We start from the raw sequence: 13097 nt of genomic DNA, 5'->3' as shown, positions 1-13097 counted from the left end.
AGAAAGTTGTCGAAAGTGGGGATTAGTGACATAGAAATTGAAACCTGTCAAGGAGTGAAATTGATGAAACCCCGTTTTTCCTTAAAATTCCGCGACCTGTCTTTGCGGATCAAGATTTCTCTGCTTTTGCTTGTGATTACCTCGGTTCCCTTAATAGCGGCGACCCTTATCCTGATGTCGAATTCCAACGGTTACATTTCTAAGCAAACCCAAGAAAACATGAGAATACGGGCGGAAATGGGTGCGGCCGATCTCGACTTGTGGATGGGGCAGAAAATAAACGCCGTGGAAGGACTCGTAAAGGCGCATCCTGAATTTGCGTCTGCAGCTTCCGAGAAAGAAGTGCTGCCTTATCTGAAAAATTTGCAGGACAGCGATCCGGAAATGTTCTTTTTTGCCTACATCGACCGCAAAGACGTTTCCCACGATACAAAAGGCGGGGTAACGGACGTGTCCGCTTTCCAAAACATTAAAAACGCGAAAACGTCCAAAAAGCTGGCCATCACGGATATTCTGAAAGATGTCGGCTCCAAAGAAGATATTATCATCATCGATCAGCCAATTTTGGACAAGAACGGCGAATATGCCGGACTTATTCAAGCGATCGTGAGTCCGAAGCAGATCGTTTCGCTCGTGTCGCGGATTCATTTCGGGGAAAAAGGCTATGCCTTCCTGCTGTCCGGCAACCGCAATATTCTTCTGCACCCGGACGCGGCGGATATCGGAAAACCCGTCAAGGATATCGCGCCGGATCTGGACAGCAAGCTGGAAGCTTCTGCGGACAAAACGGGCTATTTATACGCCGACGACGGGACGGTAGGAGAGGCGGCCGTCGCTTACTCCGAAGTGCAGAAAACGGGCTGGAGGCTGTTCATCAGCGCTCCGAAAGCCGAGGTTTACAGTACGGTGACCAAGGCGAAAACACTGGCCGGGATTATTATCGCGGTCTCAGTTCTTCTCGTTATTCTGATTTCGATCCTCGCTTCCCGCACCATCTTGCGCCCGCTGATGAACATTTCGGGGATGATGCGCAAAGCCGCCGCCGGCGATCTGACCGGAAGGCTCAACGTGAAGGGGAAAGACGAAATGGGCCTGCTCAACGCGGATATCAACGGCATGATGGATTCCTTCAGCTCCATCTTGGACCGGATGAAAAACGCGATCGACCATATGGCATCGTCCAGCGAAGAGCTGACGGCTATTTCAGCCGAATCGGCGGGCGTTGCTTCCCGCACGTCCCAGACGGCCAATTCCACGGCCGTGGGAGCCGAAACCCAGCATGACGCGGCTCAGCAGACTGCCCAGGCAATGGAGGAGATGGCGATCGGCATCCAGAAGATTGCGGCTTCCTCCACCCAGGTGGCCGAAACGACGGACAGCGTACGCTCCGAGGTAAACCGGGGCAGCGAGACGGTTGAGCAGACGCTGAACCAGATGAAGGTCGTAGGAAGCAACGTGCGGGATTCGGCGGGTACGATTTATTCGCTGCAGGAGAAATCCGCGGAAATCCAGAAGATCGCGAACACGATTTCCGATATTGCCCGACAGACGAATCTGCTGTCCCTTAACGCGTCCATTGAAGCGGCGAGAGCCGGCGAACACGGCCGGGGTTTTGCCGTCGTGGCGGGTGAGGTCAAGAAGCTCGCGGAGCAGACAAGCCATTCGACCGTGGAGATTCAAGAGATTCTGGATGAAATCGTCGCGGCCACGGGCAAAAGCACGCAGTCCATCGAGAGCAGTCTGGAAGAAGTCGCCCAGGGCGAAGACCTGATGAACGCGATGGCGCAGTCGTTCCGTTCCATCCAGACGGCCATCCTGGATGTGTCCGCTCAGATCGAAGAAGTGTCCGCAGCCACCCAGGAAATCTCGGCAGGCACGGAAGAAGTGTCCGCTTCTTCGCAGGAAATGGTCGATATTTCGAAGCAGACGCTGAATCAGATGCAGCAGGTCGCCCAGAGCATGAACGGGCAGCTTCATTCGATGAACGACATTTCCTCGTCGGCCGAATCGCTCAGCTCCATGGCGGAAGAGATGCAGAAGCTGGCTTCCGCTTTTACGATTAAGTAGACACTTACAAAAAGGCGGGCCGCAGCGGCTTGCCTGGATAACCGCGCGAACTTCTACGGAGGCCGCGCGGTTTTTTGGCATGCGGTCGGCTGATATCATGCGGCCGGACTTATCACGCCAGAGAGCTGTGCGATCCGTATACGCTATCAGAACACCGTCGCTTGCTCCGCGATCTCGACGCACGCGTTGAGACGCTGCGCGTCGGTCGGTCGAACCTTGCGCAATACCTCCGGGGCACTTGGTACCACGTGAGGGTGCGCCGCCAACCTTTCCGTAAGCTGCCGGTTCAAAAAAAGGCCCCGATTAAGGGGCCTGCGTTGTTTTTTCGGTTATCGTGCCACGACTTGGGCCTTGCTTCTCCAAATGCACGCCGCAAGAGCTTATCCGGCATGTCCGGATATGAACTGGAAAGCCGAGTAGAGTCCCAGCACGACGATCGCTGCGGCGGCGAAAGCCTCGGCGGGCTCGTACATCGCCCGGATGCCTTTTTCCCTTCCCGAGAAGGAGTAGAAGGCAAGGCCCAGCGTGTAAAGCATGCACACATAGAGCAGGTTCGTCAGCCCTGCCGCATAAAGCAGAAACAGCGAGTAGAGCGTGGCTGCCGCTCCGTAAGCCAGCTCGCGCTTGCGCGGTCCGTTCCAGAGTAGGGAGCCGCCGGGCGTATCCTGCGGGATATAGGCTTTTCCGCCAATCGCCGTTTTAACGAGAAAGAGGGAAGACAGCAGATAAGGCATAAGCGCCGCCGTTGTCGCGACAAGGTAAAGCGCATGGTAGGTGGACGAGGCGGTGACGACCAGGATCAGAAAAAGCTGGACGGACCCCGTCGTCATCCAGAGTGCGCCTTTGGGGGCGCCGTTCTTGTTTTCGCCGGACAGCCAGGCCGGCATGAGTTTCTGCTTCCCGGCTACGTAGAGCGTTTCCGCGGAAAGCAGAGACATGCCGAGCAGAAGCCCGAGCAGAGAGACGATGAGGCCGGCGTTGATCAGGACGGCGCCCCACTTGCCGACAGCCGCTTCCAGTACGTAGGCGGCAGACGGGGTAGGAAGCGAAGCGAGAGCCGCCCTGCTCATTGCCCCGTAAGAGAGCAGCGACACGAGCATATACAGGACCAGCGTACCGATGAGGCCGATGACTGTCGCTTTGCCGACGTCCGATTTGCGCTTGGCGCGGCCGGAAAGCACGACGGCGCCTTCTACGCCGAGGAACGCCCAAACGGTAATAAACATGGCCTGTTTGACCTGGCTTCCTATATCCGTAAACCTGACGGGAGACCCGGCGGTTTCGGTCGCGGCTTTCCACAAATCCGCGATAAAAGTGGGCGCATGAAAGACAGTCGTCAGCGCCGCTATAAAGACCAGGATCGGGATAAGCTTGGCCATCGTCGTGACGATATGGACGAGAGTCGCTTCCCGGATTCCCGAGAGCTGTAAACTATGGAGCAGCCATACGAGCAGCGAAGCGCATACGATGGCAAGGACATTATTGCCGCCGTCGAATACGGGAACGAAGTAATCCAGAGCGCCGAACAGCAGCACCGAGCTTGCCACGATCGTGATCATATTGGCGAGCCAGTAGCCCCATGCGCTGATAAAGCCGACAAAACGGCCGAAGCCGGTTTCGGCGTAACGGACGATGCCGTTGTCCAGGCTTGGCAGCCGGTTGGCGAGACTTTGGAAGGTCAGGGCAAGCATGATGACTCCGATACCGGTCAGCGCCCAGCCGATCAGGGCGGCGCCGCTTCCCGCACCCTGCGCCATATCTGCAGGCATGCTGAAAATCCCTCCGCCGATCATGGAACCTACGACAAGGGAAATGAGAGGGAGCAAACCGAGTTTGCGCGGCTCGTTAGACATAAATGAGGACTCCTTTATTGCTTAAGTGCATGAAATTTAGTGTAGGGAAGTATTATAGGTCTTTTACCCTGATAAAGCAATAAAGGATTCCTGGGTATTGGCTGACCGGCCGCCTTACCGCAGGAGAAGGCGGCTTTACCGATCCGCTTAGGACGTGACCATCCCTCCGCCGTTGACGTGAATGGTCTGCCCGGTCACGTAGCTGGAGTCGTCGCTTGCCAGGTACACGTACGCGGGAGCCAGCTCGAACGGCTGACCGGCCCGCTTCATCGGCACTTCCGTCCCGAAAGTACGGACTTCTTCCGCCGAGAAGCTGGAGGGAATAAGAGGCGTCCAGATAGGGCCCGGCGCGACCGCGTTTACCCGGATGCCTTCGTCCACGAGCGACAGGGCGAGAGAGCGCGTGAAAGAGACGACCGCGCCTTTGGTGGACGAGTAGTCGATAAGATCCTTCTGGCCTCTGTAAGCCGTAATGGAGGCGGTATTGATGATGGAAGACCCGCAGCACAGGTGGGGCAGAGCCGCCTGGGTCATGAAGAAGAACGGAAATATATTGGTCCGGTACGTATCGTAAAGCTGCTCCTCGGAAATATCCAGAATGCTTTGCTGCGGAAATTGAACGGCATGGTTATTCACCAGAATATCCAGTCGGCCGAACGCCGATAACGTTCTGGCGACGACCTCGCAGCTGGCGGCTTTCGCACGCAGATCCGCTTGAATGAGGAGACAACGTCCGCCGAGCTGCTCGATCCGGGCCCGTGTCTCCTCGGCGTCGCTCCATTCGTACAGAAACACGATAGCCACCGCCGCGCCTTCCTTGGCGAAAGAAATGGCCGTCGCGCGGCCGATGCCGCTGTCTCCGCCCGTAATGAGGGCCACGCGGTCCAGCAGCTTGCCGCTGCCGGTGTAATAGGGGTTCTCGGCAATCGGCCGGGGAACCATTTCCGATTCGATGCCGGGCTGGCGGGGCTGATGCTGCGCGGGAAACGGAATCGGCTGTTCCTCGCATTTCGTTTCTTTGCCGACATAAGGATAGATGGGATACATGCTGAACCTCCTGAATAATAAGGATAGGCGATTATCATGCTCCATCGTATTCCTCCGTGCCCGTTCGAGTGCCTAGATCTTCGCGAGCAGCTCAAACACGCGCAGATAGTAGTCGTCCGGATGGGAGACGAAATCTTTCTTGGTAACGGCGCGGACCGATTCACGGGTCAGAACGGAACGCGGCAAGCTGCCGTCCCCGGGCCGATTCGCAGGCTGCGCCAAAACGCCGCTGACTTCCAGGGAGTCGATCGTGCCTTCGAAAAGAGCGGCCAGCCGGTGAAGCTCGGCCTCGTACAACCCGGAGACTTCTTCCTCTTGAAGCGTGTACGCCTCCAGGGGCCAATCGCTGGCATAACCGAAGACGTGGCTGATTTCGCGGTCGATAAACGGTTTGCCGCGAACGGTTCCCCGCTCATCGGTGCGCACGGTAAACAGAAGAGAGAGCCTGTCGAACGGAATGCAGAGGCCCAGCTCCTCCTGAAGCTCGCGGGACGCTCCCTGGATCGTTTCGCCTGCGGTCAAATGGCCTGCCGCCGTAATATCGAAACGGTCCGGAAACGTATCCTTGGAAGACGAGCGGAGCTGAAACAGCACCATGCGGCGTTCTCCCTCGGGCCGGACAAGCCAGCAGTGAAAGGTCTGGTGCCAGTACCCGGCCGTATGGACTTCCTCGCGTGAAGCGGTCCCGATCCGGTTGGCGTTTTCGTCGTAAATATCGAACATTTCGGGCGTCATGGAATTCCTTCTTTCTATTAAAAAGTAGGCAGGCTAAAGCCGCTGCGCATAACCGGGTTATAATCCTGCGGGCTGCGGCTGTCCGGAGGATTCTGCAGGCCTCGTCAGGTTGGGAAAGGCAGTTGGGCAGCCGGGCCCCGTTTTCCGGTAAAATAAGCTCCGTGTCTTGGAGGAGTTTCGATCCGGCTTTACCCGGAACGCGGCTCCAGCCTATGTCTTATCTTGAAGCGTAAACGAAAAAAGAGCCCGGAGCAACCCGGACTCTAATGGAGCGCGAAGGGAGAACTCCTTGAGAGCGCAGTAGCTCAGAAGGAGAAAACGAGCTGCGCCGGGGGCGAGTCGGGCGCAAGCGGCAAGAGCTTCCCCGCCGCGGCTGCCGTGCCGGCCGCGGCCACGCCTGCCTGAGCTGCGCCGGGTGTACCGGCGCCCCGCCGCGCCATGCCTGAACCGCCGGCGAATTCCCTGCGGCCTGCGCTGTCTTCGGCTGCGCCGGCGAATCCGCCGTCCCCGGCAGGATCCGCGTTAGCCGCAGCACAACCGCCGCAGGCACTGGCGGGATCGGCCGCAGGCGGCTCCCAGGCGATTTCAAGCGGCTTCCCGCTTGAACGGCCGGGTGCTGGGACAGCGGCGCTTGCGGCGGCCCGCTCCTCCGGACGAGGCGCTTCTTCCTCGTCGTCCATGTCGCGCAGCCCGTACCCCTCCAGCAGCCCGTCGATGTACGTGCGGACGGGATCGCGGTATTCGCGAGGCGCATAGGCGGAGGCGGCATACAACCTGGCATACTTGCCGACGAGCTGCGGGTAGTGCCGCCGGATCGTCTCGAAAAACCACACCTTGACGTCCGAGGCGCTCAGGCGCAGGTACGACGCCATCACAAACTGCGCGCCATGCTCCGCCGCGGCCGCAATAAGCTCTTCGAGCTCATCCCGGCCATCGGTAATGTAAGGGAGCATGGGGGCCATGAAGATGCCGGTCGGTATCCCGGCATCGGTCAGTGCGCGCACCGTCTCCAGCCGCTTCGCCGGGGAAGGGGCGCCCGGCTCGAAGTTGCGCCAGGTCGTCCGATTCAGCGTGTTCAGGCTGATATTCGCGGCGTATACGGGCAGCTTACGGAGCAGGTCCAAATCCCGCAGGATCAGCGGGGATCGGGTCGTAATCGTCAGCGGCACGGGATATTCCGTGAGCACCTCGAGGCAGCCGCGCGTCAGCTTGGCGCGGCCTTCCGCCTGCTGGTACGGATCGGTTGCCGTTCCGATGGCGATACGGCCGATCCCGGCCAGCCCTTTGCGGGAACGTGCGGCTTTGCGGAGCTGCTCCCGCAGCGCTTCGGGCGCGTTCTCTTTCATCAGGATATTCGTCCGGAATGTATCGTCGCCGTTCAGCCCGAGGAATGCGTGCATCGCCCGTGCGTAACAGAAGCTGCATCCGTGCTGGCAGCCGCGGTACGGATTGATGGAATGTTCGAAAGGCATCGCCGGGGTTTTCACCGGGTTCAGCACTTGTTTGGCCGTAATCTTTTCATAGCGGACAGGGTTCATAGCTGGTTACCTTCCCGTTTCAGAATAGTGAATAAGAACGTATGTTTGCGTTTAGTATATCATATCTGACGCGGACTTCATACGAGGAGAAACCTGACTGATTTTTCCTTGTTATACCGGGTTGGGACGAGCTTTGTCGGATCTTGTTTTTGTCAGCCGAAAGAGGTCGGAAAGAGTCTTGACAATTTTTGCGGGCGGGTATATTCTTATACATGTCGGTTTGGCCCGGCATGATTTACTTCGGAATATGCTGGTGTAGCTCAGGGGTAGAGCAACGCACTCGTAATGCGTAGGCCGGGGGTTCAATTCCCTTCACCAGCATCTTTATACAACCATTGGAATAACGCGGTTTCTCGCTTTCGAGGGGTCGCGTTTTTATATTGCCCGGATATGCCGATTTCCCGGACCGCACGGCCGCATACGGCAGAATTCATGACGTAAGGAGACGTTATCACGATGCCAAATACGCACAACACGACCCTGCCGGGGTTTGCCCGGAAAATCATAGCGGCTACCGTCTTCATTAACATGGGCCGGTTTTCCGTGTTTACGTTTCTGACCGTCTACCTGACCCATACGCTGCAGTTTCCCGCCTGGCAGTCGGGAACCGTCCTGACGGTTGCCCTGCTGATCAACCAGGTGGTCCCGTTCTTCTCCGGCATGATCGGGGACCGGATCGGCTACAGCACGATGCTGGTAGCCGGGACTTTTCTGGCTGCGGTGGGGTATCTGGGGATTTACGCGCTGGACAGCTTCGGCGGACTTGTGCTCGCTGCGTGTTTTATCGGCATTGGCCCGGCCATGTACGAGCCGTCCATCAAATCGCTGTTCGGCAACCTGCCGCATGCTCTAAGAAGACGGGCGTTCACCTACTTCAATCAGGCGCTGAACGCGGGTGCGGTTCTTGGAGCCGTAACGGGAGGCATTCTTGTCAGTTTTCAAACGTCGTATCCGATGCTTTTCGGAAGCGTTCTGTTTCTCCTGGTTTCGCTGCTGCTTCTGACACAGGCCAAAAGCTTTCCGAAAGGCCGGCACTCGGCCAAAATGCTCGACAGCTACAAAAAAGTGCTGCGAAACAGACCGTTTCTCGCTTTTTCCGGTGCGATGGTGATGTTCTGGATCCTGTTCACGCAGTTATCCGTCTCGCTGCCTCTCGAAGTTTACCGGCTGAGCGAAAACGCGCGGCTGGTCAGCAGCGTTGTGTTTTTCAACGGATTGTATGCGGTTCTGTTTATGTTTCTGCTGCGGGGCGTTTTTCAGAGAAATTCCGCTGCCGTGATCGTCAAATACGGGATGCTTATTATCGGGCTCGGCCTTCTCGCGGTTCCGTGGGTTCCCTCGGTACTCTGGGTCCTGCTTTGCGTGCTGCTGTTTACCTCGGGCGAAACGCTTGTGCTGCCGGGGGTGGACATCGCAATTGCGGAGTACAGCATGAACGAGGATACGGGCGCCTTCTACGGGGCTTTCGGGCTCTCTTACGCCATCGGCGGGTCGATCGGCAACTATTTGGGGACGTGGCTCATCGGCGAGTATGGCGGCACGGTCTGGCCGTGGGTGATATACGGGGCCATCGGGATGTGCGGATTTATCGGGCTCCAGGCGCTTCAGGCAATGGGCGGCAAAACGTCCAAGACCGTCCATACGGCATAGTTCGTGTGCTTTCCATATAAAAGAAAAAGCGGTTCCGGGCTATCCGGAACCGCTTTTTTGTGCAGGGGGAGGGGGCCGTCGGCCAAGGAATATTCGGCACACCGCCGCTTCGACGAATAGCAGCCCTGCCGCCGGTTCCCTGTATCACGGCCAGTTGAGAGAAGCTCAACCCTTCGGGAATTAAAACGCCACCAATCCGGTCCGGCAATCGTTGTCGTCCGTTATGTAAGCGACATCTGTGTAGCCCTGCCGGACGGCATTTTCCTTAAGACGGGCCAGAAGCTCCCGATCTTTACAGTAGAGAGCGGTATAAACCGAATCCACGATAATCAGTGCAAGCTCGCAGCCGGAGGACGTAAACTGCCCGTAATTTGTAACCTCCTGCACCGTCGATCCTGCGGGGAAAGCTTTGATGTCCACGAAAATCAGGTAATGCCTGCCGGTGCAGATCCGTTCCTTGAAACGGCTGCCGTCCATCGTTTCGATGGGATTTGGAAAAAGTAGCTCCCCTAGCCTGTCTTCCTCAAGGACATAGGATTCTACGCCATCAACCAGCCAATTGTACGCGGTAAGCTCAACGGGAGATAGCAAGTCGGCAAGCGGAGTTCCGTAAAGATTGGGCAGCAGAAAGCTGATCCCTCTTTTCACACGTTCACCTTCTTTGGAATAAAGGATGTAACGGCTGTAAGAAGCCGGTATTTACTCGGGAATCGCGTGTTTGTATCTCACCCTGTAAATGGTTGAAGATGCGAGTCATCAGCCCCGCAAAACATTCGCTGCTTTAATCATACACGCCATGGACTTTTTGTCACCTAAAAGAAAAACAGGCTTCGCCGTCCGTCCGCCGCAGCCCCGCTCACTTCACCGCATCCAGCAAGATGCGGGTATCCGCGATCTCGGCGAACTCCCCGTGCAGGTTCGCCAGCGTCATCGCGTGGATGTCCTCGGCCGCATGAAGGCGTCCGTCCGGGCCCGTACGATCGAAAGTCGCCGCAGCGTCGGCTGCGAGAATCGTACGGAACCCGAGGTTCCCGGACATGCGGACGGTCGTCTCCACGCAGTGGTTGGTCGTGAGGCCGGTGACGACCACCTCGGTACAGCCGAGCACGCGGAGACGCGCCTCCAGGTCCGTGCCGATGAAGGCGCTGTTCACCGACTTGCGGATAACGGCTTCGTAAGGCATAGGCAGCGCCTCGGGCTTAGGCTCTACCGAAGCGCTGCCGGCTCGGAACAAGGACTGCGGCGTCACCCCGATATGCTGCACATGGATAACCGGCCGTCCGGTCTCTCTCCAGGCTTTCAGCAGAAGGGCGATGTTGCTCTCCGCTTCGGGGTTGTTCCGCCTGCCCCAGCGCGGATCGTCAAACGCCTTCTGGACATCAATAACAAGCAGAACCGCTTTATCGGTTAATTGCATCGGTTAACAGCTCCTTTCGTAGTTGGTATTCATTTTACTTGTCAGAGCACTCGGATTACAGGTTATACTGAAAGGAAAAGAATCCGTTCGCCTTGACTTTGAAAGCTTTTGAACGGCTGCGTTTTAAAAAAGAAAGAGCAGGGGGAGAAAGAGTTGGATCAGACAGACCGCAGCATACTCGCGCTGCTTCAGGAGAACGGGAGAATGAGTATGACGGAGCTCGGCAAGCAGGTGGGTCTTACGTCGCCTGCGGCCGCCGAACGGGTCCGGCGCCTGGAAGATAAGGGAGTTTTGACGGGATATCGGGCTGTCGTATCTCCGGAAGCCGTAGGTAAAGCGGTCATCGCTTATATCCTGATGGAGACGGAGCACTGCCGCAGGTATGTGGAATTTGTCCGTCAGGTTCCGGAGGTTGCCGAGTGCCACCGCATCGCGGGACCTTACAGCTATTTGACCAAACTGGTGACAAGCACCGTCCGCGAGCTGGAGACTTTTATCGACGCGTCTATGGAATTCGGCAAGCCTTCCACGCTCGTGGTCTTGTCCTCGCCGCTCGCTCAGGCTCCGATTCTGCCTGTGAAGGAATCGGTCCTGTAAAGTTTTCATGAAGAAATCCGGCGGGCCGCGTTCATGTTTGCAATCTTTGCTCATACGCTTATAATAGTTTCTTGAGACATTGGGAAAGGTGTGGGGGATATGAAGCGGTGGAACCGGGATGTTCAGAAGCTTGCATCGTTTCCTATTTCCTATTTGGAACACTGAGGCCGTTCAGGCTTTGGTGTTTTTTATTTTTCCGGAGGTGAAGGGATGAAGTACAAACGCGTGTTGATCAAGCTGAGCGGAGGAGCGGTAGCCGGAAGCGGAGATTTCGGATTCGACCCGGAGAGGTTGGAACACATCGCCCGTGAAATTTTGTCGGTGCTGGAGCTAGGCGTTGAAGTGTCGCTGGTTATCGGCGGAGGCAATATTTTCCGCGGGAATATGGGAGAGAACTGGGGCATCGAGCGGGCGGAGGCCGATAACATCGGCACGCTTGCTACGGTCATTAACAGCCTTATGCTCCGCGGCGTGTTGAAAGCGAGAACGAATGCCGAAGTGCGCGTGATGACCGCGATTCCCGTTTCGTCGGTGGCGGAGCCGTATATACGTTTGAGAGCGATCCACCATCTGGAAAAAGGTTACATCGTCATCTTCGCGGGCGGTAACGGCCAGCCTTTCGTTACGACGGATTATCCCTCGGTCCAGAGGGCCATCGAAGTCAACTGCGATGCCATTCTGGTAGCGAAGCAGGGGACGGACGGCGTTTTCGACAAGGACCCGAACGTATATGGGGATGCCCGCATGTACGAATCGCTGCATTACAACGATGTGCTTCAGCGCGATCTGCGGGTGATGGACCAGTCCGCTTTTATTCTCGCGAGGGACTACGGGATGCCCATTCACGTGTTTAACTTCGACAAGCCGGGTTCCATGAAAAAGATCGTGACCGGCATTCATTCGGGCACCACGATCCATGAAGCCGCGAAGCTGACTTTCAGCGTGTAGAAGCCGCAGTGCGGAACACCGGAACACCGGCGCACGGACATGCCGGTCCGGATTTCGAATGAACGACACGGGTGCCGGTTCCGGCGTGAAACAAAAGCCGAAGGGGAAGGAGCCGGCAGCGGCTCTAGGCGCATCCATTCCCAAGGTGATTTGACTTTTTCTTCCCGCAGACGTATATTAATTTTAGATGTTTTAATTTTGCACAATTTAATGGAAACAGTCGAATAAACCCGGGAGGTTATGAAGATGGGTGTGTATGAGTTTACGGCTCAACGGATTAACGGAGAAGAACAACCGCTTGAAGACTATAAGGGCAAAGTGCTGCTCATCGTCAACACGGCGAGCAAGTGCGGCTTCACCCCGCAGTATCAAGGACTGCAGGAGCTTTATGACGCCTACAAGGACCAAGGTCTTGTCGTACTTGGTTTTCCGAGCAACCAGTTTATGGAGCAGGAACCGGGATCCGATGAGGAGATCGAGCAGTTCTGCCAGGTCAATTACGGCGTTACGTTTCCGATGTACTCTAAAATTGATGTCAAAGGAAACGGCGCGCACCCGCTGTTCCAATATTTAACCCGCCATACGGCAGGAATTTTGTCCAAAGAGGTCAAATGGAATTTCTCCAAGTTTCTCGTTAACCGTTCGGGTGACGTGGTCAGCCGATATGCGCCTACGACCGCTCCGTCCAAAATTTCCGGAGATATCGAGAAGCTGCTGGCGGAATAAGCAGAATAAGGATTGAGGCCCTATGAATTCACCATCTAAGCTTAAGCTTGAGAATCAGCTTTGCTTTGCGTTATATGCCTGTTCGCGTGAGATCACGCGGATGTACCACCCCATGCTTGAAGAGCTGGGCTTGACGTACCCTCAGTATCTGGTGCTGCTCGTGCTGTGGGAAAAAGACGAATCGACCGTAAAAGAGCTCGGCGAACGGCTCTTTCTCGATTCCGGCACCCTGACTCCGATGCTCAAAAGAATGGAAGCTTCCGGCCTACTGAAGCGCACCCGCTCCAGCCGCGACGAGCGGAGTGTCGTCATCACGCTGACGGACAAAGGACGCGCGCTGGAGCAGCCCAGCACGTGCATTCCGGCTCAGCTTATGACCCGCGCGGGCGGAACGGAAGAACAGGCCGGCGAACTGCTGGAGCAGGTGAAGCAGCTACTTGCGGCGGTGAACCACGCTAACCGCAACAGCGGGGAATAGGCGGATGACGCCGAACGTTTCACGAATCCGCGCTCTTTTCG

General features: G+C 56.8%; 12 protein-coding genes and 1 tRNA gene. 7 read left to right on the top strand and 6 right to left on the bottom strand.

Annotation, left to right across the window (positions count from 1 at the left end; all coding sequences use genetic code 11):
- The first annotated feature begins 63 nt into the window (after positions 1–63).
- Complete coding sequence (locus AC58P5_RS23900) at positions 64–2067, top strand: methyl-accepting chemotaxis protein (RefSeq protein ID WP_497391068.1); 2004 nt, start codon at positions 64–66, stop codon at positions 2065–2067.
- Between the two features lie 380 nt (positions 2068–2447).
- On the opposite strand, the gene AC58P5_RS23895 is transcribed toward AC58P5_RS23900, so the two are convergent.
- The 4 genes from AC58P5_RS23895 to AC58P5_RS23880 form a co-directional block, all read right to left on the bottom strand.
- A complete protein-coding gene (locus AC58P5_RS23895) occupies positions 2448–3920 on the bottom strand; it encodes a basic amino acid/polyamine antiporter (protein WP_497391066.1) in 1473 nt (490 codons plus the stop codon).
- A 147-nt stretch (positions 3921–4067) separates the two neighbouring features.
- Positions 4068–4967, bottom strand: a complete 900-nt coding sequence (locus tag AC58P5_RS23890) for an SDR family oxidoreductase (protein WP_497391064.1) — start codon at positions 4965–4967, stop codon at positions 4068–4070.
- A gap of 72 nt (positions 4968–5039) precedes the next feature.
- Positions 5040–5702: an NUDIX hydrolase gene (locus tag AC58P5_RS23885; RefSeq protein ID WP_497391062.1), complete on the bottom strand. Its 663-nt coding sequence runs from the start codon at positions 5700–5702 to the stop codon at positions 5040–5042.
- 305 nt (positions 5703–6007) lie between these two features.
- On the bottom strand, positions 6008–7240 hold the full coding sequence (locus AC58P5_RS23880; RefSeq protein WP_497391060.1) for an SPL family radical SAM protein: 1233 nt from the start codon (positions 7238–7240) through the stop codon (positions 6008–6010).
- 249 nt (positions 7241–7489) lie between these two features.
- Here AC58P5_RS23880 and AC58P5_RS23875 point away from each other — a divergent pair.
- Positions 7490–7561: transfer RNA gene (locus tag AC58P5_RS23875), tRNA-Thr, on the top strand.
- 135 nt (positions 7562–7696) lie between these two features.
- Positions 7697–8890 carry an MFS transporter gene (locus AC58P5_RS23870; protein ID WP_497391058.1) on the top strand — a complete coding sequence of 398 codons (1194 nt, stop codon included), beginning with the start codon at positions 7697–7699 and terminating at the stop codon, positions 8888–8890.
- A gap of 180 nt (positions 8891–9070) precedes the next feature.
- Here the strand turns inward: AC58P5_RS23870 and AC58P5_RS23865 are convergent, their stop codons facing one another.
- Together AC58P5_RS23865 and AC58P5_RS23860 are read right to left on the bottom strand one after the other, a co-directional pair.
- Positions 9071–9538, bottom strand: a complete 468-nt coding sequence (locus AC58P5_RS23865) for a DUF2691 family protein (RefSeq protein WP_497391056.1) — start codon at positions 9536–9538, stop codon at positions 9071–9073.
- A gap of 208 nt (positions 9539–9746) precedes the next feature.
- Positions 9747–10307, bottom strand: coding sequence for a cysteine hydrolase family protein (locus AC58P5_RS23860; protein ID WP_497391054.1), 561 nt, complete (start codon positions 10305–10307; stop codon positions 9747–9749).
- Positions 10308–10460: 153 nt separating this feature from the next.
- On the opposite strand from AC58P5_RS23860, the gene AC58P5_RS23855 reads away from it, so the two are divergent.
- The 4 genes from AC58P5_RS23855 (at position 10461) to AC58P5_RS23840 (ending at position 13056) form a co-directional block, all read left to right on the top strand.
- Complete coding sequence (locus AC58P5_RS23855; protein WP_497391052.1) at positions 10461–10904, top strand: Lrp/AsnC family transcriptional regulator; 444 nt, start codon at positions 10461–10463, stop codon at positions 10902–10904.
- A gap of 210 nt (positions 10905–11114) precedes the next feature.
- Complete coding sequence (gene pyrH / locus AC58P5_RS23850) at positions 11115–11852, top strand: UMP kinase (protein ID WP_497391050.1); 738 nt, start codon at positions 11115–11117, stop codon at positions 11850–11852.
- Positions 11853–12098: 246 nt separating this feature from the next.
- Complete coding sequence (locus tag AC58P5_RS23845) at positions 12099–12578, top strand: glutathione peroxidase (RefSeq protein ID WP_497391048.1); 480 nt, start codon at positions 12099–12101, stop codon at positions 12576–12578.
- Positions 12579–12600: 22 nt separating this feature from the next.
- On the top strand, positions 12601–13056 hold the full coding sequence (locus tag AC58P5_RS23840) for a MarR family winged helix-turn-helix transcriptional regulator (protein WP_497391046.1): 456 nt from the start codon (positions 12601–12603) through the stop codon (positions 13054–13056).
- The last annotated feature ends 41 nt before the right edge of the window (positions 13057–13097 follow it).

It is taken from the genome of Paenibacillus sp. JT31N7, from assembly GCF_059692095.1.
The sequence above is the reverse complement of the archived record's forward strand: the minus strand, read 5'-3'. Positions and strand labels throughout refer to the sequence as shown.